Source organism: Pseudomonas sichuanensis, assembly GCF_024749065.1.
Classification (GTDB): Bacteria; Pseudomonadota; Gammaproteobacteria; order Pseudomonadales; family Pseudomonadaceae; genus Aquipseudomonas; species Aquipseudomonas sichuanensis.
Genome location: NZ_CP087185.1, coordinates 165,298 through 190,687 on the forward strand (window position 1 = coordinate 165,298; position 25,390 = coordinate 190,687).

A 25,390-nucleotide genomic window follows, 5' to 3' on the forward strand; every position below is an offset into this window, starting at 1 on the left:
GTAAGGAGTTCTCAGCTGCCTCTCTTAGAAACTACTGAAAAAGCTACTCCTCGACATGAGATTAAAGATCTGAGAAGCGAGCTTACTATCTGTAAAGCTCAGCGAGACAGTGCTCTCTCTCGTATTGCTCAATACTCGGCAGATTCAGAGTATCTTCGAAAGAGATGCGATGATCTTCAGCGGATCATAGACCGGCTTTTACGCGAGCAATCTGAAGCAACTAGCTAATTCAGAATTTACCTACAAAAGGTAATGTCCAGCTTTCATTCTACTTCACCATCCGTTTTTTCGTATATGCGAATGTGCTGCTGCCATCGGAAGTTTCTTGTCCTGTGTCAGGTGACCACTCATGCGTAAGCAGATTTTTCGGATCACCTGCTCTGTGGTTTGGCACACCACTAAAAAGATATTTCGGGTAGATGAGGCAACTTTAGGCTTCTAGGAGACAGCCTCGCGTTTTGGCATCAGGCGGTCTCAGTCCGGCCCGTTCTGTGAAGCGGTAGCCACATATCTTGCTGCAGAATCTCTGAGCTTATGAAGGTCTCATTCAGCTCCTTGTTGCCGAGTTTCATCCCTCTGAGTACTCTTAAATACCTCATGTCCGACACGGATGAATTTATGAATAAGCCTGGCAGAAATAGCCCTTGCTACTGTAACAGCGGAAAGAAATTTAAGCGTTGCCATGGGGCGCCGGCGTATGCGGATCTGCAGCAATCTGCTTACTTTCAACGACATGAGGCGCGTGAGTTTCAGCGTCGGGAACAACAAGGCTTGGGTAGGCCAATTATCTCTGCAAAGGTTGATGAGCATCGGCTTGTCGCTGTAGGTAACCGGCTTCACGCCGCTAAGAATTGGGGGACATTTCATGATTTCTTGCGCGACTACCCCAGGATAGCGCTTGGAGAAGACTGGTGGCAGGGCGAGATCCAAAAGTCCACAGACTCCCAGCATCGAGTCGTTGCCTGGTATACGAGAGCTTGCGAACAAGCGGCACTTGAGCTTCCTAGCGACAAGGTTGGAACTCCATCTACAGGTGCTCTGTCAGCGTATATGCACTTTGCATATGACCTGTATGCACTGAAGCACTCTACTCATGTTGAATCGCTGCTCATTGAGCGGATAAAGAATACTCTAAGCTTTTCAGGTGCTACGTATGAGGTGAGGGTAGCAGCTTCGTTCTTACGGGCGGGCTTCACTATCGAATTCGAAGATGAAACAGACCGTCGCTCAACTCATGTGGAGTTTGTGGCCACCCATACGCGCACTGGTGCGAAATTTTCGGTAGAAGCTAAGCGCCGGGAAGGCGCTAGGCTCAGGGTTAATAAGCTTTTGTTCAGCGCTCTAAATAAGGAAGCCAAGTACCCTAGAATTGTTTTCATTGATACGAACGACGGCAGGCTAGAACATCATAAGCGTGAAAATATACCCATGCCTTTGTCAGAAACAAGGACGATGCTTAAGAAGTATGCTGAAGACCCTATTGGTCGAACACTGCCGGCAGCTTATGTGATTGCGACACATACTCCTCAAGAGCATCACCTCGCCACAGTTGGCGTCCCACTCGCTTTATTGCTGTTGGGGTTCCATGTGGATGACCTTCAACCGGGCTATAAAAATCTCCTAGCGCAGGTAGAAGTAAGAAGGCGAAATTTGCCCGTGTTTGAATTAATCGAGTCGATGAGTGAGCACATGAGGATACCGGTGTCATTCGACGGTGAGGCGGACGTGTTTGCTACTCGACAACCGTCGGATAAATTTCAGATTGGTTCACGCTTTATCGTTACTAGGCCCGACGGTGTGGAAGTTGATGGGCTTTTAGAGAGCGGTTTTGTCATGTCGGGGGAAAAGAAAGCGTATTGCATATTTGTTACCGCTGACGGGACAAGGTTTATGGGCGCTGTGCCTCTGACGGCGGTTGAGTTGGAAGCATACAATCAACATCCATCTACGTTTTTTGGAACGCTTGATTACAGTGCTCGGCGCAAGCCTATCAGAACTGAGATGGATTGTTTTAATTTTCTTTGGGCGTCATACGAGAAAGCTTCTAGAGATGATCTTTTAGAGTGGATGAAAGAGTCTGCAGATATATCTGATCTGCATTTGCTATCGCAGCCAGATATTGCTACGCACTACTGTGTGCGCATGGCGGAACAAATGATGTCTGGCATGCGTGTATCTGCCGGTTATGAAAGCTAATTTTGGAAGAGATTTTTAAATTGGGAAGGTGAGTGGCATGGATTACGCAAAAATATTGAAAAAGCTATATAGATTGCCATCATTGAGTCCTTCTTTAATAATAGAGGAGTTCAAGCGAAGGGAGGGTGTTTCGGTTTCCGTCGAGGAGGTTGATGTAGGAAAGCCGGGGTTCAAAATTCTTAGCGGCAGTAGGTCTTTTCTTCTGCTTGAGCATTCTGTTGAGCATTACAATAAAAAGTGGGGCCGGGCAACCAGTACCCAGTCTAGGTTACTACCTTTCGGAATTCCTATTCCGCTATACCTTGGTCAAGGAGAAATGTCGAACGGCATAAACAAGGCAATAAATTCAGAAGATCCGTCCGCTGCTATGGAAGAGTGGTTGCATAATATTTTTGAAATAGATCTTGTTGCGGCTTATTTCTTGAATTTTTTTTCGAAAAGCGAATCGCTTAAAGAGTATCGTTTAATAATACTTGAAGCGATTGAGTCTTTTTATATGGGGCTAGATCATGCTGCAATAATGTCTTTGATTCCTGTTTTTGAAGGCGGCTTGCGTAATCTTCAAAATCTACTGCTTGAAGAGGATTGTGGGAATGTAGCAGGAGTGGTATTTGAAAAAAGATTAAGAGCCATATTGAAAGGTTGGGGTGCTCGTAGGGTCAGCGGTTACGACTGGCATCCGGGCGTTTATGGGGTGGAAAGTGTTGAAGTGGATTTTTATACACATATCTGCCCTCAGTCAGACGTCATAAACTGCTTTAGTCTGTTCTTCAAAGATGTCCTGTATAAACCCGCTGGGCTGGGTAATATTGGATTTAATAGGCACGTAATAGTTCATATGTTGGGAGGTGATTTCAATAGGTCTGCGAATTTTTACAGGGTGTTCCTCGCACTTACGCATATTACGTTCATTGAAAGTCTGACGAGCGAGAATGTGCCATTTTTTTGGACTGGTTATGATGATGAATCGAGGCGGATGGGGGAATACCTCAGGAAAATATCAAAAATCATGGATGGTCGGCGTAACTTTATAAGAACTTTTGGAGTGCCAGATTATCCTCGTGAACTTTAGAGGTCAGATTTGATTTGATCTTCGAAGGAAATCCCTGCTGAGAAGAATTCAGGCTATGATTCTGAGCAACAACGCAGCCTCAATTTTTGTGTTGAGCATTTTTGCAGCGTGAATAAATGTCATGTGCTGACGCGCCAGGTTCTCTAGTTTTTCTGCGCGCCATTCGCATGGGTGCCTAACGGGAGCTCGTGCGAGAATTGTGACCAATCTTGCCTGGGCAGGAGTAGATGGCTTTTGAAACTCAGAGTCGTTCGGCGGAGCGAACCCGCTTAATCTGCTAGTCAACCCTAAGATCCTGAAGCTCTTGTTTTATTTGCACGAGTAGTGCGTCTAGATCGCCGTCAATCAATCCGTCTTTCTCCAGATAGGTTGCGATTAGTAGGGTTGCGGGATGGACGCCCAGAACCCCTGCCAGCTGATCCACTTTTTCGATCGTTGCTCCTTTCAGGCCCCGTTCCAGCGAACTGAGATAGGTCCGACTGCTTACCACGGAAAAATCCTCTTGGGTCAGATTTTTGAGATTGCGAATGTGCTTTAGCGCAAGGCCGAACGCCGTGGTCAGTTCCATTTTGTAGTATCCACAAAACGGAAAATCAAGCCTTGTTGAGCCCTATAGGGCTACAATCTATAGGATTCATTTTTGCGGAGGCATTATGTTTACGACTCATCGCGCAGCAGAAATGCTTTTGGACTTGGGGCCAGAGTATGCCGATAGACAGATATGGGCATTCATCGAGCAGGAGATTATTTGGCCTTGGTTCTACGTGGGGGTGGTTCGAGGGCGCGGCCGGGACCAAGTCACTAGCATGCTGATGCTTCCTCATGCTCAGGACCTTCAGCAGTTGCTCAAAGCATCCCCAGCGGCATTTCGGGTCGAGAGTGTCAGCCTTGTGAGCCCACCTCATATCAACGGCAGTGAGGAATGGTGTATGGAACCGCTACTGGAACTGAACACAATTAACTACGAAGGGACAGATGAGCATGGTTTTCTGTACGTAGTCGCTGGCGGTGAGACCTACATCGTAGCGCCGGAAGGAAAATCGGGGAGCTACAGAGTGATAGAGCAAATTTTTTCGTCGCTTAGTCTTTCGTGATTCCTGCACGGGGTGGAGGCGCCTGCGTTCTGAACTAGCTATTTACGTAGCTGATATTTTCGAAATCCTATCCACGTTGTGAGGCCAAGAAACTTAGAGGTTAAGGGAGATAGATTGTTGACAGTCCTCCTAATGCCTGCACTGGCCGCAGCGCCCCGGACAGGGCCAGTTCACCCAGGCATTCGATGTCTTCGAGCGCAGCCACCGGCACCTGGCCATTGGCGGCGAGGATCCCCAGGGCGATGGCCAGATCGTAGCGCCCACCGTCCTTGGGCAAGTCGGCCGGGGCGAGGTTCTGGGTGATGCGCCGGGCCGGGTATTCCAGCCCGGCGTTGACGATGGCGCTGCGTACCCGGTCCTTGCTTTCCTTGACCGTGGCCTCCGGCAAACCAACCAGGGTAAGCGACGGCAGGCCGTTGGCCAGGTGGGTTTCGACACTGACGGCGGGTGCCAGCACGCCCACCTGGGCGCGGCTGTGGACGAGGGCGAGGGACATGGGCGCTCCGTGTTCGCGTGATTCAGGCCGCATCCTGCGGCCCGGCAAAGCATAGTGGTGTCCCTGGCGGGCACGCTGGAAAGAGTGCGTCGAGGTTTTTCCGCAGCCTCATCTAGCGGCGAGGCTGCTTGCCGCACACCACTGCAACCCCCTCACCCCGCGCCCGAGCCAGCAGTTCCTCGGTATCGTCTGCGCCCGGCAAAGCCAGCACCAGGTCTGGCCGGCTGTCACGCAGCATGAAAACGTTGCGCAAGCGCTCAGCCAGTTTGCCGTGCAACTGCCAGTTGGGCGGGTAGCGGACGATGTCCGCACCGTGCTCCCGCGCCCAGGCTTCGATATCGCCACCCAGGTACTGGCTGCCGCCGTGTATGAGCACCTGGATCGGTTGCTGTCGCTGCAGTTCGTCCAGCGCCCGACGGCAGCGCTGGTGGTCGGCGTAGTTGCGCCCCGCACAGATCAGTACACGCATACGCCCCCCTCAGAACCACTGGCCGAAGCGGCGGATGTACAGGGTCTTCATGCCTTGCGCCACCAGGCAGTAGCCCAGCAGGGTGGCGGCCAGCCAAGGGAAGTACTCCCACGGCAGCGGCACCAGCCCGACCATCGCCCCCAGTGGCGAGAACGGGATGTAGATACCCAGGCACATCACCAGGCCCGTGGCGAGGATCACCGGCAGCGCCGCAGTGCTCTGCAGGAACGGCACCTTGCGGGTGCGCAGCATGTGCACCACCAATGTCTGCGACAGCAGCCCTTCGATGAACCAGCCGGACTGGAACAGCGCCTGCATCTCCACGCTGTTGGCAGCGAACACGTACCACATCAGGGCGAAGGTGGTGATGTCGAAGATCGACGAGGTGGGCCCGATCCACAGCATGAAGCGGCCGATGTTGCGGGCATCCCATTTGCGCGGCTCGCGCAGAAACTCCTTGTCCATGCGGTCCCAGGGCAGCGACAGCTGAGAGAAGTCGTACATCAGGTTCTGCAGCAGCAAGTGGATCGCCAGCATCGGCATGAACGGGATGAAGGCGCTGGCCACCAGTACCGAAAACACGTTGCCAAAGTTGGAACTGGCAGTCATGCACAGGTACTTCATGATGTTGCCGAAGGTTTCGCGGCCTTTGAGCACACCTTCTTCGAGCACCATCAGGCTCTTTTCCAGCAGGATGATGTCGGCCGATTCCTTGGCGATGTCGGTGCCGCTGTCCACCGAAATGCCCACGTCGGCGTCACGCAGGGCTGGGGCGTCGTTGATACCGTCGCCGAGAAAACCGACGGTGTGGCCGTTGGCCTGCAAGGCTTTGAGCACCCGCGACTTCTGCAACGGGGTGAGCTTGGCGAACACCGTACGTTCTTCGACCAGCGCCTTGAGCTGGGCGTCGTCCAGCCGCTCGATGTCCTGCCCAAGCAATGGCTGGCCGGGCTCCAGGCCCACTTCGCGGCAAACTTTGCAGGTGACCACAGGGTTGTCGCCAGTCAGCACTTTCACCTTCACGCCCATCTCACGCAGCGCGGCAATGGCCGGGCCGGCTGTTTCCTTGGGCGGGTCAAGGAAGGTCAGGAAGCCGCGGATCACCAGGCTGCGCTCGTCAGCGGTGCTGTACTGAGCCTTGCGCTCGGTGGCGGGGATTTCGCGGGTGCCGATCAGCAGCACGCGAAAGCCATCCTGGTTGAACGCGCTGGCGGTGGCCAGCAGTTGCTGGCGCTGGGCCTCGTCGAGGTGGATGCGCAGGCCGTTCTCTTCTACATGGGTGGCGATGGCGAGCATTTCCTCGACCGCGCCCTTGCTGACCAGCAGGTGATCGCCGAGCGCATCCTTGACGATCACCGACAGGCGCCGGCGAATGAAGTCGAAGGGCAATTCGTCGACCTTGGCGTAGGCGTAGGGCGGCTGGAAGCCGCTGTTCTCGCCAGCGAAGCGCAGCACGGCCTGGTCCATCAGGTTCTTCACGCCGCTCTGGTGGTGGCTGTTGAGCCAGGCCAGCTCGAGCAGTTGCGGGTCGGTGCGGCCGCTCGGGTCGACATGGTGTTCGAGGATGATGCGGTCCTGGGTCAGGGTGCCGGTCTTGTCGGTGCACAGCACATCCATCGAGCCAAAGTTCTGGATGGCGTTCAGGCGCTTGACCACCACTTTGCGCCTGGCCATGGCCACGGCGCCCTTGGCCAGGTTGGCACTGACGATCATCGGCAGCATTTCCGGGGTGAGGCCCACGGCCACGGCCAGGGCGAACAGGAAGGCATCGCTCCAGTCGCCCTTGACCACGCCATTGAGCACGAACACCACCGGCACCATCACCAGCATGAAGCGGATCAGCAGGCTGCTGACGCTGTTCACGCCGCGGTCGAAGGCGGTCTGGCTGCGCGAGCCGGCAATCGCTCTGGCCAGCGAGCCGAAGTAGGTGCGCTTGCCGGTGGCCACCACCACGGCGCGGGCGCGACCGCTGACCACGTTGGTGCCCATGAAGCCGATGTTCGGCAGGTCGAGCAGGCTGCCTTCGTCAGTGGCGCTGTCTGCGGCGGACTTCGGTGCGATGTGGCCGAGGGTGTCGTACTTTTCCACCGGCAGCGCTTCGCCGGTGAGCACGGCCTGGCTGATGAACAGGTCGCGCGATTCGATCAGGCGGATATCGGCAGGGATCATGTCGCCAGCGGCCAATTGCACGATATCGCCGGCCACCAGCTCGTTCATGGGCACTTCGCGCAGCTGCGCGGGGGTGTCGTGGCGCTCGCGACGCAGCACCGTGGCGGTGGTGCGGACCATCGCCTTGAGTGCTTCGGCCGCCTTGCTCGAACGGTATTCCTGCCAGAAGCGCAGCAGGCCGCTGACGCTGACCATGGTCAGGATGATGATCACCTTGGTCAGGTCGAGGTCGTCGAAGTCACCGGCGCGCAGCGGCAGCCAGTAGTCAGTGACGAAGCTGATGGCGGCGAGGGTGAGCAGTACATAGATGAAGGGGTTGTGCAGCGCCTTGAGCAGTTGCACCAGGGCCGGTTGCGGTTTGTCGTGGGCGACCTCGTTGGCGCCATCGCGCTGCAGGCGCTTGGCGGCTTCGTGCTCGGTCAGGCCGAGCTCGCTGGCGTCGAGGTTGGCGAGGGTGACGGCCAGGCCATTGCGCGCCTCACGGGCGGCGCGCATGGACAGGCGAGCGTCCGGAGTCGTGGTGGTGTTGCGGTCTTTGACGGTCATCGGGCTGTGCTCCTGCCGCAGGAGGCGGCACGAAACACAGTCGACTCACGGTTGGGCGGGTGAGTGCGCGTGTTTCGGGCCGCGATCATTCGATCGGTAAATAACGTTGTCTTTCCGGCGGTTGAACGTTCGCTGGCGCGTGCCGGAGTTAATGTCGGCAGCGAACTTTCTACTGGCTGAGTCCATGGTGTCGTTATTCCCCTGGTAACTTTCAGGCAATAAGAATCCCGCGAACTTTAATGATGGAAAGTTCGTGTCTTATTGGTGGCAATTCAATAGGTAAGTGGCGACGCGCCCGTCAGCCGAAACACAACAAGGCGCGCCATCGACTCGGCGGTTCCTGGCCGTCGTCGGCATGCCAGTGCAGGCGCAGGCAGCCTTTGCCAGGTTGCGATAGCCAGGCGGCACGCAGGCGAGAACCACGCGCGACGGGGGCGGGGAAGGGCGGCGGGGCCGCATGGGTGCAGGTGTGCAGCGCCCCGAGTCGGGCGTGCAGGTGTGTACGGATAAAGGTGATGAGGTTCATGAGCTTGCCTCCGACCGGGCTGGCACCCGGGGCGGCAAGCTACGGCGGAGCATCAGGCTCTGGCGCGGCTTGCCCAGCCAGGGAGGCGGGCCCGGAGTTCCGGTTCAAGTGCCTGACAGCCAGGGGCGGCCAGGCAGCGACTAGATACTGTGTCCATTGAATTCTTCGTGAGTTGAAATAAAGGCCCGGTTTTCAGGGCGGGTGAACTTTATGCAAAGCATAGCGGGCAAGTCAACCCGCAAGGTGAAACTGAATTAAGTTTCATCTGGTTTAATCAGCGCAATTATATGTTGGAAACTCCAACGGCAGGGTGCGCTGCCTGCAGGAGCGGCAGGGCCGCTCCAGAGACGGGATGATTATTGCTCTGATGCTGGCGCTGGCGCGATCCGCGCTTCCAGCTCGGCGAACTGTTTCTCCAGCGCTTCAAGGCGGGCGCGGGTGCGGGCCAATACCACCATCTGGCTGTCGAACTCCTCGCGGCTGACCAGGTCGAGCTTGCTGAAGGCACCCTGCATCAGCACTTTGAACTGGCTCTCCAGTTCGGCACGGGGCTGAGCGGTGTCACCGCTGAACAGGCGCGAGGCCTGGTCGCTCAGGGCATCGAGAAGGGCTTTGGGCGCGAGCATGTCAGGCTATCCGTTGATGGGTGAAAGGGCGGCAGTGTATCACGCCCCTTTTCGCGGGTTGCCCTGCACACTTTTTGCGCAGGGCGGCCAAAGGTCGCGCACCGAAGTTGTGCAGCTTTTCCCTGCTGGCGACTGGCCAATCCCGACTGTTTCACGCAACTACCTGTTTTCTGGCGTTTTCCCGGAGCTGGCAAGGTTTCTGCAAAGACCTGGGTGAGCCATGCACTGATGCGGTCCGCTGTGACCAGGCAGTGCGTAGCCCAGTGGTAAGGCCCTTGGTCACCGCCACAAGGTGTCGCGGCGGGGAGGATGGAGCCGACGACGCGTTACAAAGCCAGGCGCTGCGCTTAGACTTGAGACGGGTTTGTTTTCCTGGGGCAAGTCCACCAAATCGGGAGAGAGTTTCATGAAGCTAGTCACTGCCATCATCAAGCCGTTCAAGCTGGACGACGTGCGCGAGTCGCTGTCGGAAATCGGCGTGCAGGGCATCACCGTGACCGAAGTCAAAGGCTTCGGCCGGCAGAAGGGTCACACCGAGCTGTATCGCGGCGCCGAATACGTGGTCGATTTCCTGCCCAAGGTGAAGATCGATGTCGCCATCGACGACAAAGACCTTGATCGGGTGATCGAGGCCATCACCAAGGCGGCCAACACCGGCAAGATCGGTGACGGCAAGATTTTCGTGGTCAATCTGGAGCAAGCGATCCGCATCCGTACCGGCGAAACCGATACCGACGCGATCTAAACGCTACAAAAAAGCCTCACCAAACCCAACGCCCCAGGAGAAAACAACATGACTCTGCGTAAGATCGCAGGGCTAGGAGCCCTATTGTCCCTCGTAATGCCAGGGTTGGCCCTGGCCGAGGAAACTGCCGCCCCGGTGCTCAACTCCGGCGACACCGCCTGGATGCTCACCTCGACGGCGCTGGTCCTGTTCATGACCATCCCGGGCCTGGCCCTGTTCTACGGCGGCATGGTGCGTTCCAAGAACGTGCTGTCGGTGATGATGCAGTGCTTTGCCATCACCGGGCTGATCAGCATCCTGTGGGTTATCTACGGTTACAGCCTGGCATTCGATACCGCGGGTATGGAAAAGGGCGTGCTCAACCTGAATTCCTTCATCGGTGGCTTCTCCAAGGCCTTCCTCAACGGCGTCACGCCGTCGGGCCTGACCTCTGCCACCGCGTTGTTCCCTGAAGCTGTGTTCATCACCTTCCAGATGACCTTCGCCATCATCACCCCGGCGCTCATCGTCGGTGCCTTTGCCGAACGCATGAAGTTCTCGGCCATGCTGATTTTCATGGGCGTGTGGTTCACCCTGGTCTATGCGCCGATCGCGCACATGGTCTGGAGCGGTGACGGTGCGCTGATGTGGGATTGGGGCGTACTGGACTTCGCCGGCGGCACCGTGGTGCACATCAACGCCGGTATCGCCGGCCTGGTCTGCTGCCTGGTGCTGGGCAAGCGCAAAGGCTACCCGACCACGCCGATGGCGCCGCACAACCTGGGCTACACCCTGATGGGCGCGGCCATGCTGTGGATCGGCTGGTTCGGCTTCAACGCAGGCTCTGCGGCGGCCGCTAACGGCACCGCCGGCATGGCGATGCTGGTCACCCAGATCGCTACCGCCGCCGCCGCCCTGGGCTGGATGTTCGCCGAGTGGGTCTTCCACGGCAAACCGAGCGCACTGGGCATCGCCTCGGGTGTGGTAGCCGGCCTGGTCGCCATTACCCCGGCCGCCGGTACCGTCGGCCCGATGGGCGCGCTGGTGATCGGCCTGGTCTCGGGCGTGGTCTGCTACTTCTGCGCCACCAGCCTCAAGCGCAAGATGGGTTATGACGACTCGCTCGACGCCTTCGGCGTGCACGGTATCGGCGGCATCGTCGGTGCGCTGCTTACCGGTGTGTTCGCAGCGCCGGCCCTGGGCGGCTTCGGCGCGGTCACCGACATCGCCGCGCAGTTCTGGATCCAGGCCAAAGGTGTGCTGTTCACCGTGGTCTATACCGCCATCGTCACCTACGTGATCCTCAAGGTGCTGGACCTGGTGATGGGCCTGCGGGTCAGCGAAGAAGAAGAGTCGGTCGGCCTCGACCTGGCTCAACACAACGAGCGCGGCTACAACCTGTAACCGCCACGCTGGAAATCTTGCCCGGTTCGCCGGGCATTTTTTTGCCTGTAGTTTGCCGTTTTACGCCCGGCAAACGGTTTCGCTGTCCTGTTCGCGACCCAGGCAGAAAACTTACAAGTCATTGGGCGTTTCTGGTGCTTTGCTTTTTCTGCGAGCGCGCTAGAATGCGCGCCGAAGGGTGTGGGACGAGTAACCCGCACACTTCGCCACCCTTTGCTAGGCTTGCAGTAGCCTGTGGCCAGCCAGGGTAAGAACAGTGTTGTCAGGCCTTGCCAGGAGCAGGGCCTGCTGGGTGCCGGGCCTCCCATCAGGAGCTGGACACCCGAGGCAGTGGCCAACCCACGGCCAGTTGAATTTTCACCGGTGACTGCCGTCTACGGTCGCACCGGTCTATAACTAACCTGCTTTTCGCAAGTCATGAGGTAGAACATGAGCGACGACGATCTGGAAAATGATGACCTCGAAGTAGGTGACGAAGACGAGGCTGATGAAGGCCTCGAGGCGGCAGCCGACGATGGTGCGGAAGATGCTGGCGATGACGACAGCAGCCCCGCGCCGACCGCCAAGGGCAAGTCCAAGGCGGCTGTTTCGGTAGACGAAATGCCGAGTATGGAAGCCAAGCAGAAGGAGCGTGATGCCCTGGCCAAGGCGATGGAAGAGTTTCTTTCGCGCGGTGGCAAGGTGCAGGAAGTCGAGGCCAATGTGGTCGCCGACCCGCCCAAGAAGCCGGACAACAAGTACGGCAGCCGCCCTATCTGAGTGGCTGATAGCAAAGAAGCCCGCCGTCGCTGCGGGCTTTTTTGTGGCTGTGAGATCTGTGTTGCCTGTACCGGCCCAATCGCCGGCAAGCCGGCTCCCACAGGAATCGCGCAAGTACCAGGCCCATGCAGTACTTGTGGGAGCCGGCTTGCCGGCGATTGGGCCGCAAAGCGGCCCCTGTCAGCGCCAGCGCGCCAGCACCTCGGGCAACTGCGACAACCGCTGAATCTGCGCATCCGGCGCTTGCTCGCCCGTCCAGGCCTTGTGCTGCGGGTTGAACCACACCGCGCGCAACCCGGCCCGCTGTGCCCCGGCGATGTCGTCGCCCGGGTGGTCGCCGATGTGCACCGCCGCCCCAGCGTCCACGCCACCCAGTTTCAGGGCCTCCATGAACGGTGCCGGATCCGGCTTGCCTACGCCCAGGTCCTCGGCGCACAGGGCAAAGCGGAAGTAGTCCGCCAACCCGAGCCGGCGCACGTCGGCGTTGCCATTGGTGACCACCCCGAGCGTGTACTGGTGGCGCAGGATCTCCAGCACCGGCTGCACCTCGGGGAACACCTCGACCTGGTGCCGCGCATGGAGGAACACCTCGAAGCCTTCGTTGGCCAGTTCCTGGGCGTGCTTCTCGCTGTAGCCGACCTCTTCCAGGGCGTGGAACAGCACACGCCTGCGCAGGGCGCTGATGCGGTGCTTGAGGCCGGGTTCGGCCTGCACCAGGCGTTCACGGATGGCGAACAGGTGCTCGACCGGCACCGCGCCCAGAACCGGCGCATTGGCGGCGAGCCAGTCGCGCAGGACGGTTTCGGCACTGGCGATGACCGGCGCGGTGTCCCACAGCGTGTCGTCCAGGTCGAAGGTGATCAGCTTGATGCTCATGAGTCTGTGCCTTTGCTGCGTTTGGCCCGGGGGTGGGCGCTGTCGTACACCGCGGCCAGGTGCTGGAAGTCCAGGTGGGTGTAGATCTGCGTGGTGCTGATGTCGGCGTGGCCGAGCATTTCCTGCACCGCGCGCAGGTCCTGGGACGATTCCAGCAGGTGGCTGGCGAAGGAATGGCGAAGCATGTGCGGATGCAGGTGCTGGCCGAGCTCACGCTCGCCGGCGGTCTTGACCCGCAGCTGAATGGCCCGTGGGCTGAGGCGCTTGCCCTGGCGGGTGATGAACACCGCGCCGTCCTGGGGGCCACCGATGCCGCGCAGGCGCAGCCACGCCTGCAGCGCCTCGCGCGCCTTGCGCCCGACCGGCAATACGCGGCTCTTGCTGCCCTTGCCCTGCACCTGTACCAGCCCGGCGGCCAGGTCGAGGTACTCGAGGTCGAGGCCGGCCAGTTCCGACAGGCGCAGGCCGGAGGAGTAGAACAGTTCGAGGATGGCCTGATCACGCCGAGCGATGAAGTCATCGTCAACGCCGCCATCGAGCAGCTGCAGCGCGCGGTCGGTGTCGAGCACTTTGGGCAGGCGCCGCTCGCCCTTGGGGGGCGCCAGGCCATCGGCCGGGTCGTGCTGGCACAGGCCTTCGCGGTTGAGGTAGCGGTACAGCCCGCGCACCGCCGAAAGCAGGCGCGCCAGGCTGCGTGAGGACTGCCCGTGATGGTGCTGGCGCGCCACCAGTTGGCGCAGCTGCTGGACTTGCAGCGCAGGCCAGCCGCCAATGCCCTGGCTGTTGCAGTAGGCAATGACCTTTTCCAGGTCGCGGCGGTAGGCCAGCAGAGTGTGTTCGGACACCTGGCGCTCGTTGCGCAGGTGCGCGCAATAAGCCTCCAGCTGGCGCTCCATCAGCGCACCGAGCGTAGCGTCTGGGTGAAGCGTGGCACCACGCGGCCCAGCACTTCGGCGATGTAGCTGAGGAACAGGGTGCCGACGCTGCTCTTGTAGTGTTGCGGGTCGCGGCTGCCGATCGCCAGCACGCCATGCAGGCCCTGGTACTCCAGGGTGGCCACGGCGCTGGAGCCGACCTCCTTGTGCTGGTCATTGCCGAACAGGAAGGCCAGCTCGTGCTCGCGCAGGCTGCCGCTGATGGTCTTGCCGCCACCGATCAGCCCGCCGATGGCCTGCTGGGCCTCGCTGCCGGACACCCAGCGGCCGACCGGCGCGGCATTTTCGCCGAACAGGATCAAGCTGACGAAGGGCACCTTGAACTCCTGGCGCAGGCTGTCTTCGACCGCCATCACCACTTCTTCCAGGCTGCCGGCATCCAGCAGGTCGAGGATCAGCCGGCGAGTCTTGTCGAACAGCCGGTCGTTGTCACGGGCCACGTCCATCAGTTGCGACAGGCGATGGCGCATCTCGATGTTGCGGTCACGCAGCAGCTTGAGCTGGCGCTCCACCAGCGACACGCTGTCGCCGCGCTGGTGGGGGATGCGCTGCTCGATCAGCAGCTCGTCATGCTCGGCGAAGAACGTGGGGTGGGCGCGCAGATAGGCGACCACCGCGTCGGCGTCGAGCTCGGGTACAACGTGCGGCTGTTCAGTCATGGCGGCTACTCGCTTAAAGACGAACCTGTCCTTCGAATACACGTACGGCCGGGCCGGTCATCAATACCGGCTGGCCGGGGCCAGCCCACTCGATGCTCAGGCGCCCGCCGGGCAGGTCGATGGTCACCGGCGAGTCCATCCAGCCCTGGGCGATGGCCGCGACGGCGGCGGCGCAGGCTCCGGTGCCGCAAGCCTGGGTCTCGCCGGCGCCACGCTCCCACACCCGCAGGTTGGCGCGGTGGCGGTCAACGACCTGGATGAAGCCGGCATTGACCCGCTGCGGGAAGCGCGGATGGTGCTCGATCTTCGGCCCCAGCTCATGCACCGGCGCGCTGCGCACGTCATCGACGCGCAGCACCGAATGCGGGTTGCCCATCGACACGGCAGCGATCTGGTGCACCTGGCCGTCGACTTCCAGCGGGTAGCTCGAAGCCTGCTCATCGGCGATGAACGGGATGTCGGCCGGGACGAAACGCGGCGGGCCCATGTCGACACAGATCTGGCCGTCGTTGCGCACGTCCAGTTCGATGATGCCGCTCTTGGTTTCGACGCGGATACGCTTTTTCGCGGTCAGGCGCTTGTCCAGCACGAAGCGGGCGAAGCAGCGCGCGCCGTTGCCGCATTGCTCGACCTCGGAGCCGTCCGCGTTGAAGATCCGGTAGCGGAAATCCACGTCCGGATTGTTCGGCGCTTCGACGATCAGTAGTTGGTCGAAGCCGATGCCGGTGTTGCGGTCACCCCATTGCTTGGCGTGCTTGGGCTGGATATGCGCGTGCTGGCTGACCAGGTCGAGGACCATGAAGTCGTTGCCAAGCCCGTGCATTTTAGTAAAACGCAGCAGCATGGGTTCACTCCGGCAGCAGGCTTTCGCCGGCGAACAGTTCAGCGATGGTTTCGCGGCGACGCACCTCGAAGGCCTGGTCACCATCGACCAGTACTTCGGCGCAGCGGCCACGGGTGTTGTAGTTCGAGCTCATGACGAAACCATAGGCGCCGGCGGACTGCACGGCCAGCAGATCGCCTTCGGCCAGGTTCAGCACACGGTCCTTGCCCAGGAAGTCACCGGTCTCGCAGATCGGCCCGACCAGGTCGTAGGCGCGGCCTTCACCTTCACGGGGTTTGACTGCGCTGACACCCATCCAGGCCTGGTACAAGGCCGGGCGGATCAGGTCGTTCATTGCCGCATCGATGATGGCGAAATCCTTGTGCTCGGTGTGCTTGAGGTATTCCACGCGGGTCAGCAGCACGCCGGCGTTGGCCACGATGTAGCGGCCCGGTTCGAACACCAGGGCCAGGTCACGGTCGCCGACACGCTCGCGGATGGCCTTGATGTAGTCGGCTACCAATGGCGGCTGCTCATCGCGGTAACGCACGCCGACACCGCCGCCCAGGTCCAGGTGGCGCAGGTGGATGCCGCATTCGGCGAGGCGATCGACCAGCACCAACAGGCGGTCCAGCGCATCGAGGAACGGCTCGACGGTGGTCAGCTGCGAACCGATGTGGCAGTCGACGCCGACCACTTCCAGGTTTGGCAGCTGCGCGGCGCGCACGTAGATGGCTTCGGCATCGGCGATGGCGATACCGAACTTGTTCTCTTTGAGGCCGGTGGAGATGTACGGGTGGGTGCCGGCATCGACATCCGGGTTCACCCGCAGCGACACCGGGGCCACCTTGCCCAGCTCGGCGGCTACCACTTGCAGGCGCTCGAGTTCGTCGGTGGATTCGACGTTGAAGCAGTGCACGCCGACTTCCAGGGCACGACGCATGTCTTCGCGGGTCTTGCCGACACCGGAGAACACCACGCGATCGGCACGCCCGCCGGCTGCCAGTACGCGCTCCAGCTCACCGCCGGAGACGATGTCGAAACCCGAACCCATCCGGGCCAGCAGGTTCAGCACGGCGAGGTTGGAGTTGGCTTTGACCGCGAAGCAGACCAGGTGCTCGACACCCTGCAGGGCATCGGTATAGCTACGGTACTGGGCCTCGATGTGGGCGCGCGAATACACGTAGGTGGGGGTGCCGAAACGCTCGGCGATGGCTGACAGGCCCACCCCTTCCGCGAACAGCTCGCCGCCACGGTAGTTGAATGCATCCATGGGATTTCCTTACTGCGCGGGAGACTGCTCGGGCTGCTCCAGCTCGTCTTGCTGTTCGGCCGGCTGGGCGTGCTTGTGCTGCTGGTGCGACTTGCTCGGGCCTTTGCCGTCCTTGCCGTCTTCCGGCAGGTACAGGGGGCCCTTCTGACCGCAGGCCGAAACGAGGCAGGCAACCGCGACCAGCGCCGCGAGGGAGGAAATCAGGCGCTTCATTGGTGAAATCCTTTGAAATAAGCAGTATTGCGCCCGAGTATACCGAGCGACCACCCGATTGCCTATGCAAGGGCCGGCCCGCCGGGCGGCGTTATTCTTGGGCTGTCAGTGCCAGCCCCGTCACGGGTAAACCCGCTCCACAGGAGCGTTGTGGGAGCGGGTTTGCCCGTGACGGGGCCCGCCCAGGCATCCGCTAGTCTTTGCATTCAACTGCTGGCGCCCGTATCTTCCCCGCCTTGCTTGCAACGCAGCCATTATTCGAGGTCCATGCACATGAGTTTGAGCGAAGCGCGTTTCCACGACCTGGTCGACGCGACCCAACAGGCCCTGGAAGACCTGTTCGACGAGAGCGGCCTGGATCTGGACATGGAAAACTCCGCCGGTGTCCTGACCATCAAATTCGACAACGGCAGCCAGCTGATCTTCAGCCGCCAGGAGCCACTGCGCCAATTGTGGCTGGCGGACAAGTCCGGCGGTTTCCACTTCGACTACGACGAAGAGAGCGGCAAGTGGGTGTGCGAGAAAAGCGAGGAGCTGCTCGGCGAGATGCTCGAGCGCATCGTCTGGGAGCGTGCCGGCGAGAAGCTGGACTTCGACGAAATCTGACATGAGCGACCAGCCTCGGCCCCCCAAGCCGCTGTACAGCAATGTCAGCCCAGCCGTGCCGTCACCCTGCATCAGCGTGTGCCGCCTCGATGAACACAAGGTCTGCACCGGCTGTCATCGCCATGTCGAGCATATCCGCGAGTGGCGTGCGGCCGACGACGACCGGCGCCGGCAGATCTGCCGCGAGGCCCTGGCCCTGAAAGCGCGGGCCCAGGCATAACCCCATTGATGCTGCGGGCTTGAGTATTTGCCCTGCTGTGGTAGTGTCGGGTCTTGCGTCGGTGACGCCACAGCATTCACAAACCCCGCCCTTGGGCGGGGTTTTGCTTTATCTGCCTCAAGCAAATTGCCTGTTCAAAGGAGTCTGACTGGATCATGAGCACCAAACCTTCCCTCACCCTCACCCGATTGGACGTACAGCGTCTCGAGCGCCTGATCGACAGCCTCGATGAAAGCACCCCGGGTGTGCTCGCCCTGCAGGACGAGCTGGACCGCGCCGAGCAGGTGGTCGGTCACGAAGAGGTGCCGGCTGGCGTGGTGACCATGAATTCGCGCGTGCACTGCCGTGAGATCGCCAGCGGCAAGGACTATCACCTGACCCTGGTTTATCCGAAGGATGCCGGCCCCGAGGGCAATGTCTCCATCCTGGCGCCGATCGGTTGTGCGTTGCTGGGGCTGTCGGTGGGTGACCAGATCGACTGGCCGGCCCCCGGTGGCAAGACCCTCAAGCTCGAACTGCTGGCCGTGGAGTACCAGCCGGAAGCAGCGGGTGACTTCGACCTCTGACGCGGCCCTTGGGCCTCAGGGCTCCAGCGCCGCCTGCAGTTGCTCCAGGCCATCGTTCAAGGCCTGCTCAAGCTCGCGCTTGTAGCGCAGGCACAGGCTCGTCGAGCCTGGGTCGTCGCCCAGCAGATCGGACAGGTCCAGGTCGGTGATATAGCAGCGGTAGCTGCCGGCGCTGTGGCGCTGGCGCAGGATCTGCCGGGCGGCCACGGCATACAGCTGGTCGCCGTGTTCCAGCTCGGAAAATTCCTGCTGATCGCAATAGAGCGTGACGTGCACGGCGCCGCCCGCACCGCCCTGCACAATCGCCTGGACCTCGTAGTAAGGCTGGCTGCGGCCGTCCAGCGGCGCCTGGCGTGGCTCCAGGCTGCGAGCCTTGCCCAAGCCTGAAGGCAGCAACTGGCAATAGGCGATCTCCAGCGACGCTTGCTGCAGGCTCTCCAGTGGCAGTTGGGCATCGCGGCGCATCACCATCGACCGCAGAAAACGATGCAGTGGCAGCAACAGGTGTTGCTCGTCCTGCAGCACCACGCGCTGCTGCCACAAGACGTTGTGCTCATCCAGTACATACAGGTCGGCCCAACCATCGAGCAGGCGGTAGAACACCTGGATACAGCCTGGCCGGCCTTGCTCGAGGACCAGCGGCAGGTCGTGGTCCTGCAGGGCGTTGGCATCCAGATGCAGTGGGCTGTAGGCGCTGCGGACCTCGCCCAGTGCCGCCAGCACGGCATCCTGGTCGTCGAGGGTGGCCAGGGTGACCTGCCCCGGCAGCAGCTCCAGTACATGGGTGTGCTGGGCCACCTGCAGCAGGTAACGGTGGTTGAGGCCTTGATCGAGCAGCCGTTGCGCGGTCGCGAAGATCTCCTCTACCCGCTGGCTGATGGCCTGGGCGCGGTTGTGGCAGTAGCAGCGCACCCGCACCCGCGGGCGGTGGTTGCGCCGGCCAAGGCTGTTGAGGTGGTCGCGCAGGCAACGCATCAGGGCATGCTCGCCGTCATAGCGCTGCACCAGCACCTCGTTCCAGCTGTTGAGGGTGATCTGGTCGAGGGTCAGCACCAGGTTTTCGCGCACCCCGGCGTAACTGAGCGAGTCGGTGCGCTCGGTGGTCATCAGGATGTTCAGGTCGCGGTGATGGCGCAGCGGGTCGACAGCGACGTTGACCAGCAAAAGGATTTCGTCGGCCACGCTCGGTTGCAGCAGGCGGGCTTCACTGACCGTCTCCAGCGGCAGCACGATGCTCTGCTGCAGGCTGCCGATCAGGTTGAACAGCTCGAAATCATTGAGATCGCTGACACCCGGGTGCAAGGCGATCCGCGTGCTGCCGTCGATCACCCCGTTGCGGTGGGCCCAGGTGAGCAGTTCGAGCAGTTCGCGGCAGCGCTTGATCGGGCTGAAGTGCTCCCATTCGTGCACTCCCAGGTTGCCGTTGTACAGCCCCCAGTGATGCGTGCCGGGCTCCTTGCGGTTGGCCGACTGCACCAGGGTCAGGGTGTCTTCGGCCAGGTCCGGGGCGATGCCCGGATTGATCACCTCGATCTTCCCGGCGCGGCGCTCGAAGGCGGCGTACAGGCGCCGGCCGAGCACGTTGAGTTCGCGCGGGTCGGCGCGGCTGTCGGCCTGTTGGTTGCGGGCAAACTCGCTGAGGAAGCGGTAGCTGTGGTTCAGTTCGGCCACCAGCTCACGGCGCTCGACGGCCACCTGGCGCACCTTCCATTGGCTGCGGCTGTCGAGCAGGGCCAGTTGGCGCTCGTCCCAGCCCCACTCCTCGGCCAGCTTCGCCAGCAAGCGGCGTTGCCAGCCACCGCTGCGCGAGGCGAGGTTGCTGAGCTTCTTGTTCACTTTCAGGTAAAGGCTGCGCCGCACCCGTTCCAGGCGGGCGGTTTCGCCGCGTTGCAGCAGGTAACTTTCGATGCGCCGATAGACCATCACGTAGGGGTCGAGCGCGTCCAGCTCCAGGTGGTTGGCGAACACCGCCTGCTTGAAGTCCAGGCTCAGGCAGCGCACCTGTGGGTGTTCGCTGGCGTAGACCTCGGTGAGCAGCAGCTTGAGCAGTGACTTGTAGGGCGAGTCGATGCCCTTGAACAGCTGCCACAGCCCGGCGCCAACGTATTCCTCCTGGGGAATGTGCGCCAGGTGGCCCAGGTCGATGTCGTCACGGGCCCGAATGAAGCGCTTGGACAGCAAGGTCTGGGTGTAGTCGCGGTAATTGTGCTCCTGGTAGACCGGCACCAGCCACCACAGCGGGGTGCGCCCGGCCAGCCAGATGGCGGTGCGGTAGAACTCGTCGAGCAACAGGTAGTGCTGGGTGGTGCCGCAGTCGTCCGAGCTGAGCTGGCTGTCGCGCGCGCCCTGGACGAAGCCCTGCGCATCGATGAGGAAGCAGTGCACCTCGGCCCCCTGGCTGGCCGCCCAGGCTTCGAGCAGCTGGCATTTGCGGCGCAGTTCGCCCAGGGCCTGTTCGCTCAGGTCCGGGGCGTGGCACACCCACACGTCCATATCGCTTTGCTCGGCCTGGGCCAGGGTGCCCAGGCTGCCCATCAGGAACAGCCCGTGGATCGGTTGCGGTGGGTTGCCGTGGCGGGCCTTGTAGGTGAACGAGCGGGTCAGGCGCTGGGCTTCGGCCAGCAATTCGGCGTCTGGCTCGAAACCCGAGACACCTGCGGGTGTAGTACTCGAGACATAGCCTGGCAACAGAGGGTGGTTGACGTGGAAGAACAGCGGCAACAGCGTGATCACCTGTTGCTGGCGCGTCGACAGACCCTCCATGGCGCGCCCCAGACGCCCCTGGCTGACCTTCAGAAAGCGCGCGCGCAGCCGCGACAGCTCCTTGCGGTCGATGCCTTGGGCGATATCGGGGCGAATTTCGTGAGGGTGGTTCATTGCGCACTCAGGCGGGCTGCGGAGCAGTGGCGAGTTTAGCCTGAGTGGTGCGGTCGGATAAGGGGTTGCTGGCTTTTTGGCGTCAGATTTACAGCGCCGGTTTGCGGCGCATCGTGGGGCAAGCCCGCTCCCACCAGACGTGGCAGCGGGCTCGGCGAAATCAGGCCGGCTGTGGTGTCTTGAGGATGTTCAGGAGCAACCGGACGCTTTCGGCGGCATCGTTGCCCAGGCTGGTGAGGTAGCCACCATCAGGCTGGTCGGTGAGCTCTTTGTCGTACAGGCGCTGGGCTGCGGCGATAAGGGCGGGGGAAGCGGTGCTGCCTACCTTGATGCCTTCCTGGTGATTGTCCAGGTTGAACAGGGCGAGCACTTCCAGTTCGGCGATCAGTTCGGGGGTGAAGGACATAGGGCGACTCCTGACTTCCAGACAAGGATGAAGTCAGGAGTGTAGTCAGGGTTACTCGATGTCGCCTTGATCCGCCTCAGGTGGCAGCTCCGGCAGGGCGCGTAGGGCGGTTTCGTACCACTCGGTGTCGAACGGGCGGTCCTCGTCGAGCATGGCGTCGATCTCGATGGCCAGCACGTGGGCCATGAGGTTGAGGATGTCTTCACGCTCGTAGCCGACCAGGGTCAGCTTGTTGAACGTGGCCTTGGCCGCGGGCGGTTCGCCGCTTTCGATCTGGTTTTCGATGGCCTGGGTCAGTGTGGCCTCGGCGAAGTCTTCTTCATCATTGCTGTCGATGTCTTGGGGTTCGCTCATGGCGGTGCTCCTGTGGTGAGGTGCACAGTTTGCCATGCCTGCTTCGGCAATGCCCGGCCATCGACCGCGCCCATGACGCTGGCCATGGTTGGGGAAGGGCGCTATAACAGCCCGGCCATCCCCACACGGCCTGGAGGCTGTCTCAATGCTCAAGCTTCATGGATTCGCGGTCAGCAACTACTACAACATGGTCAAGCTGGCGCTGCTGGAGAAAGGCTTGCCGTTCGAAGAGGTGCTGTTCTTCGGCGGCCAGGCGCCCCAGGCCCTGGCGGTGAGCCCGCGCGGCAAGGTGCCGGTGCTGGAGACCGAGCATGGTTTTCTCAGCGAGACCGGCGTGATCCTCGACTACATCGAGCAGACCCAGCCCGGCAAGGCGCTGCTGCCCGCCGATGCCTTCGGCCAGGCCAAGGTCCGCGAGCTGCTCAGGGAAATCGAGCTGTATATCGAGCTGCCAGCCCGTACCTGCTATGCCGAGGCGTTCTTCGGCGCGGCGGTGGAGCCGCTGATCAAGGAGCGGGCGCGGGCCGACCTGCTGGCAGGCTTTGCCACCCTCAAGCGCAATGGCAAGTTCGCGCCGTATGTGGCGGGTGAGCAACTGACCATCGCCGACCTGATGTTCTGCTTCTCGGTGGACCTGGCCTGCCTGGTGGGCAAGAAGGTGCTGAACATCGACTTCCTGGAAGACTTCCCGCAAGCGAGGGCGCTGCTCGACAAGCTGCGCGAGAACCCGCATATGGCGCGGATCGTGGCGGACAAGGACGCGGCGATGCCGGCGTTTATGGAAATGGTCAAGAGCGGCAAGCGCTAAGGCCTGAAACGATCGCGGGGCAAGCCCGCTCCCACGCAGCCTTGCACGGGCTGCGTGGGAGCGGCGGTGCGCCGATGCGACTTGCCCCGCGATTGGTCCTACGGCTGATCGCTTAACGCGAAGCCAGCAGCTCTTTGCCGCGCACCACGGCCGCACGCACCTGCGCCGGCGCGGTACCGCCGATGTGGTTACGGGCATTGACCGAGCCTTCCAGCGTCAGTACGGCAAACACATCCTGCTCGATCTGGTCGCTGAACTGGCGCAGCTCGTCCAGGCTCATCTCGGCCAGGTCCTTGCCGGTGTCCACGCCATACTTGACCGCATGGCCAACGATCTCGTGGCAATCACGGAACGGCAGGCCACGGCGCACCAGGTAGTCGGCCAGGTCAGTGGCGGTGGAGAAACCGCGAAGGGCCGCTTCACGCATGATCGCGTGCTTGGGCTTGATCGCCGGGATCATGTCGGCAAAGGCACGCAGCGAGTCGCGCAGGGTGTCGGCGGCGTCGAACAGCGGCTCTTTGTCTTCCTGGTTGTCCTTGTTGTAGGCCAAAGGCTGGCCTTTCATCAGGGTCAGCAGGCCGGTCAGGGCGCCGAACACACGGCCGCTCTTGCCACGCACCAGCTCGGGTACGTCCGGGTTCTTCTTCTGCGGCATGATCGAGCTGCCGGTGCAGAAGCGATCGGGCAGGTCGATGAACTGGAACTGGGCGCTGGTCCACAGCACCAGCTCTTCGGAGAAGCGCGACAAGTGCATCATCGCGATGCTGGCGGCAGCGCAGAATTCGATGGCGAAGTCACGGTCCGAAACGCCATCCAGCGAGTTGCCGGCCACGGCTTCGAAGCCCAGCAGCTTGCAGGTCAGCTCACGGTCGATCGGGTAGGTGGTGCCGGCCAGTGCGGCGCTGCCCAGGGGCATGCGGTTGGCGCGCTTGCGGCAATCGACCAGGCGCTCGTAGTCACGGCTGAGCATTTCGAACCAGGCCAGCAGATGGTGGCCGAAGGTCACCGGCTGGGCGGTCTGCAGGTGGGTGAAGCCGGGCATGATGGTCTCGGCTTCGCGCTCGGCCTGCTCCAGCAGGCCCTGCTGCAGGCGGGTGATCTCGGCCAGGATCAGGTCGATCTCGTCGCGCAGCCACAGGCGGATGTCGGTGGCCACCTGGTCGTTGCGGCTGCGGCCGGTGTGCAGCTTCTTGCCGGTGATGCCGATGCGGTCGGTCAGGCGTGCTTCGATGTTCATGTGCACGTCTTCCAGGTCGACGCGCCAGTCGAAACTGCCAGCCTCGATCTCGCCCTGGATGGTCTTCAGGCCATCGATGATGGTGTCGCGCTCGGCATCGCTGAGCACGCCGACCTGCGCCAGCATGGTGGCGTGGGCGATCGAACCCATGATGTCGTGGCGGTACAGGCGCTTGTCGAAATCGACCGAGGCGGTGAAACGGGCGACGAAGGCGTCGACGGGCTCACTGAAGCGGCCGCCCCAGGACTGATTGGTCTTGTCGGTGCTCATGGATTCACTCGTTGAAGGCGTGAACGAAAAAAGTGCCGCGATCATAGCAGGGTTGCGCCCGCCACCGCAGGGGCGCTGGTCGAGAGAATCGTCTGATATAGAGGGCGCATGGCAGATTCAACGATTGAACGGCAGTGTTCCACGGACCGTCTACAGTTGGACAAAGGACTGGCGGTGAATCTGCCAGGCCAGTGAATCTTTGGCCTTCGCACCGGTCTGTAGCGTGACCGCTTACCAGTCACCCCACACCTGTCTACGCTATACCCGTGCGAGACTCACTCAGGAATCCAGCGCAATTATGAATGTCCTGATCGTTGATGACGAACCCCAAGCCCGTGAACGCCTGAGCCGGTTGCTCGGCGAGCTGGAGGGCTACACCGTGATGGAGCCCAGCGCCACCAACGGCGAGGAGGCCCTGGCATTGATCGAGAGCCTCAAGCCCGACGTGGTGTTGCTCGATATCGGCATGCCGGGCCTCGATGGCCTGCAGGTCGCCGCGCGGCTGTGCGAGCGCGAGGCGCCGCCTGCCGTGGTGTTCTGCACCGGCGATGATGAATACGGCAGCCAGGCTTTCAAGGAAAGCACCCTCAGCCATGTCGACAAGCCGATCCAGCCCCAGGCCCTGCGCGACGCGCTGCGCCGCGCCGAAAAACCCAATCGCGCCCAGCTGGCGGCGTTGACTCGGCCTGCCGGTGAAACCGGCGGCCCACGCAGCCACATCAGTGCCCGCACGCGCAAAGGCATCGAGCTGATCCCCCTGCCGCAGGTCATCTATTTCATCGCTGATCACAAGTACGTCACCCTGCGCCACGAGGCCGGTGAAGTCCTGCTCGATGAACCACTCAAGGCGCTGGAGGACGAGTTTGGCGAGCGCTTCGTACGTATCCACCGCAACGCCCTGGTCGCCCGCGAGCGCATCGAGCGCCTGCAACGTACGCCGCTGGGGCATTTCCAGCTCTATCTCAAAGGCCTGGACGGTGACGCGCTGACCGTCAGCCGGCGCCATGTGGCCGGTGTGCGCAAGATGATGCAGTCGTTGCACTGAGAGCTTCCCGTACTTTCGCGGGTAAACCCGCTCCCACAGGCCTGCGATCAACCCTGTGGGAGCGGGTTTACCCGCGAAAGAACCAGCACGGATTGATGATCTGAATCTGCGGGCACAGCAGGAGGAGCTGTTATCATCAGC

26 protein-coding genes and 1 pseudogene are annotated in these 25,390 nt (G+C 61.2%); 11 read left to right on the top strand and 16 right to left on the bottom strand.

Going from position 1 to position 25,390, the window contains the following annotated elements; translation table 11 throughout:
• The first annotated feature begins 618 nt into the window (after nt 1-618).
• Together LOY51_RS00740 and LOY51_RS00745 are read left to right on the top strand one after the other, a co-directional pair.
• A complete protein-coding gene (locus tag LOY51_RS00740) occupies nt 619-2,196 on the top strand; it encodes a YecA family protein (RefSeq protein WP_258644008.1) in 1,578 nt (525 codons plus the stop codon).
• Between the two features lie 37 nt (nt 2,197-2,233).
• The gene (locus LOY51_RS00745) at nt 2,234-3,268 is read left to right on the top strand and encodes a hypothetical protein (RefSeq protein ID WP_258644010.1); all 1,035 of its coding nucleotides are present in this window, start codon (nt 2,234-2,236) and stop codon (nt 3,266-3,268) included.
• A 277-nt stretch (nt 3,269-3,545) separates the two neighbouring features.
• On the opposite strand, the gene LOY51_RS00750 is transcribed toward LOY51_RS00745, so the two are convergent.
• Complete coding sequence (locus tag LOY51_RS00750; protein ID WP_258644012.1) at nt 3,546-3,836, bottom strand: helix-turn-helix domain-containing protein; 291 nt, start codon at nt 3,834-3,836, stop codon at nt 3,546-3,548.
• 85 nt (nt 3,837-3,921) lie between these two features.
• On the opposite strand from LOY51_RS00750, the gene LOY51_RS00755 reads away from it, so the two are divergent.
• Nucleotides 3,922-4,362 (top strand): hypothetical protein, encoded by a 441-nt coding sequence (locus LOY51_RS00755; protein ID WP_258644013.1) that lies wholly within the window; start codon nt 3,922-3,924, stop codon nt 4,360-4,362.
• Nucleotides 4,363-4,492: 130 nt separating this feature from the next.
• On the opposite strand, the pseudogene LOY51_RS00760 reads toward LOY51_RS00755, so the two are convergent.
• The 5 genes and pseudogenes from LOY51_RS00760 to LOY51_RS00780 all read right to left on the bottom strand — a co-directional run.
• Nucleotides 4,493-4,858, bottom strand: a pseudogene (locus LOY51_RS00760) (magnesium chelatase domain-containing protein); the annotation flags it as partial.
• Nucleotides 4,859-4,970: 112 nt separating this feature from the next.
• Complete coding sequence (locus LOY51_RS00765) at nt 4,971-5,327, bottom strand: DUF2493 domain-containing protein (protein ID WP_258644015.1); 357 nt, start codon at nt 5,325-5,327, stop codon at nt 4,971-4,973.
• 9 nt (nt 5,328-5,336) lie between these two features.
• On the bottom strand, nt 5,337-8,042 hold the full coding sequence (mgtA, locus tag LOY51_RS00770) for a magnesium-translocating P-type ATPase (protein WP_258644027.1): 2,706 nt from the start codon (nt 8,040-8,042) through the stop codon (nt 5,337-5,339).
• 298 nt (nt 8,043-8,340) lie between these two features.
• A complete protein-coding gene (locus LOY51_RS00775) occupies nt 8,341-8,568 on the bottom strand; it encodes a hypothetical protein (protein ID WP_125857044.1) in 228 nt (75 codons plus the stop codon).
• Nucleotides 8,569-8,924: 356 nt separating this feature from the next.
• Nucleotides 8,925-9,194 carry an accessory factor UbiK family protein gene (locus tag LOY51_RS00780; protein WP_125462116.1) on the bottom strand — a complete coding sequence of 90 codons (270 nt, stop codon included), beginning with the start codon at nt 9,192-9,194 and terminating at the stop codon, nt 8,925-8,927.
• A gap of 406 nt (nt 9,195-9,600) precedes the next feature.
• Here LOY51_RS00780 and glnK point away from each other — a divergent pair, with 406 nt between their 5' ends.
• The 3 genes from glnK to sutA all read left to right on the top strand — a co-directional run bounded on the left by glnK (nt 9,601) and on the right by sutA (nt 12,081).
• Nucleotides 9,601-9,939, top strand: coding sequence for a P-II family nitrogen regulator (gene glnK / locus LOY51_RS00785; RefSeq protein WP_002555808.1), 339 nt, complete (start codon nt 9,601-9,603; stop codon nt 9,937-9,939).
• Between the two features lie 48 nt (nt 9,940-9,987).
• Nucleotides 9,988-11,322: an ammonium transporter gene (locus tag LOY51_RS00790; protein ID WP_125462117.1), complete on the top strand. Its 1,335-nt coding sequence runs from the start codon at nt 9,988-9,990 to the stop codon at nt 11,320-11,322.
• Nucleotides 11,323-11,751: 429 nt separating this feature from the next.
• Nucleotides 11,752-12,081, top strand: coding sequence for a dormancy-specific transcriptional regulator SutA (gene sutA / locus LOY51_RS00795; protein WP_056794110.1), 330 nt, complete (start codon nt 11,752-11,754; stop codon nt 12,079-12,081).
• A 180-nt stretch (nt 12,082-12,261) separates the two neighbouring features.
• Here sutA and LOY51_RS00800 read toward each other — a convergent pair whose 3' ends face one another.
• From LOY51_RS00800 to lptM, 6 genes are read right to left on the bottom strand one after another with little or no spacing between them, the layout of a single operon-like run.
• Nucleotides 12,262-12,957 (bottom strand): HAD family hydrolase, encoded by a 696-nt coding sequence (locus tag LOY51_RS00800; protein WP_125857045.1) that lies wholly within the window; start codon nt 12,955-12,957, stop codon nt 12,262-12,264.
• Nucleotides 12,954-13,853: a tyrosine recombinase XerC gene (xerC, locus tag LOY51_RS00805; RefSeq protein ID WP_125462119.1), complete on the bottom strand. Its 900-nt coding sequence runs from the start codon at nt 13,851-13,853 to the stop codon at nt 12,954-12,956. Before xerC ends, LOY51_RS00800 begins: the two co-directional genes overlap by 4 nt.
• Nucleotides 13,853-14,551 carry a DUF484 family protein gene (locus tag LOY51_RS00810; protein ID WP_125857046.1) on the bottom strand — a complete coding sequence of 233 codons (699 nt, stop codon included), beginning with the start codon at nt 14,549-14,551 and terminating at the stop codon, nt 13,853-13,855. The genes xerC and LOY51_RS00810 overlap by 1 nt, the downstream gene beginning before the upstream one ends.
• A gap of 13 nt (nt 14,552-14,564) precedes the next feature.
• On the bottom strand, nt 14,565-15,395 hold the full coding sequence (gene dapF, locus LOY51_RS00815; protein WP_125857047.1) for a diaminopimelate epimerase: 831 nt from the start codon (nt 15,393-15,395) through the stop codon (nt 14,565-14,567).
• A 4-nt stretch (nt 15,396-15,399) separates the two neighbouring features.
• On the bottom strand, nt 15,400-16,647 hold the full coding sequence (lysA, locus tag LOY51_RS00820) for a diaminopimelate decarboxylase (protein ID WP_125462122.1): 1,248 nt from the start codon (nt 16,645-16,647) through the stop codon (nt 15,400-15,402).
• 9 nt (nt 16,648-16,656) lie between these two features.
• Complete coding sequence (gene lptM, locus LOY51_RS00825) at nt 16,657-16,860, bottom strand: LPS translocon maturation chaperone LptM (protein WP_125462123.1); 204 nt, start codon at nt 16,858-16,860, stop codon at nt 16,657-16,659.
• Between the two features lie 273 nt (nt 16,861-17,133).
• Between lptM and cyaY the strand changes: the two genes are divergently transcribed.
• From cyaY to rnk, 3 genes are all read left to right on the top strand, one after another.
• On the top strand, nt 17,134-17,466 hold the full coding sequence (gene cyaY, locus LOY51_RS00830) for an iron donor protein CyaY (RefSeq protein ID WP_125462124.1): 333 nt from the start codon (nt 17,134-17,136) through the stop codon (nt 17,464-17,466).
• 1 nt (nt 17,467) lies between these two features.
• On the top strand, nt 17,468-17,686 hold the full coding sequence (locus LOY51_RS00835) for a DUF1289 domain-containing protein (protein ID WP_125462125.1): 219 nt from the start codon (nt 17,468-17,470) through the stop codon (nt 17,684-17,686).
• Nucleotides 17,687-17,841: 155 nt separating this feature from the next.
• On the top strand, nt 17,842-18,252 hold the full coding sequence (gene rnk / locus LOY51_RS00840) for a nucleoside diphosphate kinase regulator (RefSeq protein WP_125462126.1): 411 nt from the start codon (nt 17,842-17,844) through the stop codon (nt 18,250-18,252).
• A gap of 15 nt (nt 18,253-18,267) precedes the next feature.
• Here rnk and LOY51_RS00845 read toward each other — a convergent pair whose 3' ends face one another.
• From LOY51_RS00845 to LOY51_RS00855, 3 genes are all read right to left on the bottom strand, one after another.
• A complete protein-coding gene (locus tag LOY51_RS00845) occupies nt 18,268-21,129 on the bottom strand; it encodes a class I adenylate cyclase (protein WP_125857049.1) in 2,862 nt (953 codons plus the stop codon).
• 160 nt (nt 21,130-21,289) lie between these two features.
• Entirely contained in the window at nt 21,290-21,535 is a 246-nt protein-coding gene (locus LOY51_RS00850; RefSeq protein WP_125462128.1) for a TIGR02647 family protein, read from the bottom strand.
• Nucleotides 21,536-21,586: 51 nt separating this feature from the next.
• The gene (locus tag LOY51_RS00855) at nt 21,587-21,889 is read right to left on the bottom strand and encodes a hypothetical protein (protein WP_046853681.1); all 303 of its coding nucleotides are present in this window, start codon (nt 21,887-21,889) and stop codon (nt 21,587-21,589) included.
• Between the two features lie 145 nt (nt 21,890-22,034).
• Between LOY51_RS00855 and LOY51_RS00860 the strand changes: the two genes are divergently transcribed.
• Nucleotides 22,035-22,697, top strand: a complete 663-nt coding sequence (locus LOY51_RS00860) for a glutathione S-transferase (protein WP_258644049.1) — start codon at nt 22,035-22,037, stop codon at nt 22,695-22,697.
• A 112-nt stretch (nt 22,698-22,809) separates the two neighbouring features.
• On the opposite strand, the gene argH is transcribed toward LOY51_RS00860, so the two are convergent.
• Nucleotides 22,810-24,204, bottom strand: a complete 1,395-nt coding sequence (gene argH, locus LOY51_RS00865) for an argininosuccinate lyase (RefSeq protein WP_110995743.1) — start codon at nt 24,202-24,204, stop codon at nt 22,810-22,812.
• Between the two features lie 298 nt (nt 24,205-24,502).
• On the opposite strand from argH, the gene LOY51_RS00870 reads away from it, so the two are divergent.
• Nucleotides 24,503-25,249, top strand: coding sequence for a LytR/AlgR family response regulator transcription factor (locus LOY51_RS00870; RefSeq protein WP_125462130.1), 747 nt, complete (start codon nt 24,503-24,505; stop codon nt 25,247-25,249).
• Nucleotides 25,250-25,390 lie beyond the last annotated feature (141 nt).

Bases quoted from the DNA above. Each gene is read 5' to 3' on its own strand.
- LOY51_RS00755 (WP_258644013.1), top strand. From the start codon at position 3,922: ATGTTTACGACTCATCGCGCAGCAGAAATGCTTTTGGACTTGGGGCCA.
- argH (WP_110995743.1), bottom strand. From the start codon at position 24,204: ATGAGCACCGACAAGACCAATCAGTCCTGGGGCGGCCGCTTCAGTGAG.
- glnK (WP_002555808.1), top strand. From the start codon at position 9,601: ATGAAGCTAGTCACTGCCATCATCAAGCCGTTCAAGCTGGACGACGTG.
- dapF (WP_125857047.1), bottom strand. From the start codon at position 15,395: ATGCTGCTGCGTTTTACTAAAATGCACGGGCTTGGCAACGACTTCATG.
- LOY51_RS00780 (WP_125462116.1), bottom strand. From the start codon at position 9,194: ATGCTCGCGCCCAAAGCCCTTCTCGATGCCCTGAGCGACCAGGCCTCG.
- rnk (WP_125462126.1), top strand. From the start codon at position 17,842: ATGAGCACCAAACCTTCCCTCACCCTCACCCGATTGGACGTACAGCGT.
- LOY51_RS00810 (WP_125857046.1), bottom strand. From the start codon at position 14,551: ATGACTGAACAGCCGCACGTTGTACCCGAGCTCGACGCCGACGCGGTG.
- LOY51_RS00845 (WP_125857049.1), bottom strand. From the start codon at position 21,129: ATGAACCACCCTCACGAAATTCGCCCCGATATCGCCCAAGGCATCGAC.
- LOY51_RS00835 (WP_125462125.1), top strand. From the start codon at position 17,468: ATGAGCGACCAGCCTCGGCCCCCCAAGCCGCTGTACAGCAATGTCAGC.
- LOY51_RS00800 (WP_125857045.1), bottom strand. From the start codon at position 12,957: ATGAGCATCAAGCTGATCACCTTCGACCTGGACGACACGCTGTGGGAC.
- xerC (WP_125462119.1), bottom strand. From the start codon at position 13,853: ATGGAGCGCCAGCTGGAGGCTTATTGCGCGCACCTGCGCAACGAGCGC.
- LOY51_RS00860 (WP_258644049.1), top strand. From the start codon at position 22,035: ATGCTCAAGCTTCATGGATTCGCGGTCAGCAACTACTACAACATGGTC.
- lysA (WP_125462122.1), bottom strand. From the start codon at position 16,647: ATGGATGCATTCAACTACCGTGGCGGCGAGCTGTTCGCGGAAGGGGTG.
- mgtA (WP_258644027.1), bottom strand. From the start codon at position 8,042: ATGACCGTCAAAGACCGCAACACCACCACGACTCCGGACGCTCGCCTG.
- LOY51_RS00850 (WP_125462128.1), bottom strand. From the start codon at position 21,535: ATGTCCTTCACCCCCGAACTGATCGCCGAACTGGAAGTGCTCGCCCTG.
- cyaY (WP_125462124.1), top strand. From the start codon at position 17,134: ATGAGTTTGAGCGAAGCGCGTTTCCACGACCTGGTCGACGCGACCCAA.
- LOY51_RS00745 (WP_258644010.1), top strand. From the start codon at position 2,234: ATGGATTACGCAAAAATATTGAAAAAGCTATATAGATTGCCATCATTG.
- LOY51_RS00790 (WP_125462117.1), top strand. From the start codon at position 9,988: ATGACTCTGCGTAAGATCGCAGGGCTAGGAGCCCTATTGTCCCTCGTA.
- lptM (WP_125462123.1), bottom strand. From the start codon at position 16,860: ATGAAGCGCCTGATTTCCTCCCTCGCGGCGCTGGTCGCGGTTGCCTGC.
- LOY51_RS00765 (WP_258644015.1), bottom strand. From the start codon at position 5,327: ATGCGTGTACTGATCTGTGCGGGGCGCAACTACGCCGACCACCAGCGC.
- LOY51_RS00870 (WP_125462130.1), top strand. From the start codon at position 24,503: ATGAATGTCCTGATCGTTGATGACGAACCCCAAGCCCGTGAACGCCTG.
- LOY51_RS00855 (WP_046853681.1), bottom strand. From the start codon at position 21,889: ATGAGCGAACCCCAAGACATCGACAGCAATGATGAAGAAGACTTCGCC.
- LOY51_RS00775 (WP_125857044.1), bottom strand. From the start codon at position 8,568: ATGAACCTCATCACCTTTATCCGTACACACCTGCACGCCCGACTCGGG.
- LOY51_RS00750 (WP_258644012.1), bottom strand. From the start codon at position 3,836: ATGGAACTGACCACGGCGTTCGGCCTTGCGCTAAAGCACATTCGCAAT.
- sutA (WP_056794110.1), top strand. From the start codon at position 11,752: ATGAGCGACGACGATCTGGAAAATGATGACCTCGAAGTAGGTGACGAA.
- LOY51_RS00740 (WP_258644008.1), top strand. From the start codon at position 619: ATGAATAAGCCTGGCAGAAATAGCCCTTGCTACTGTAACAGCGGAAAG.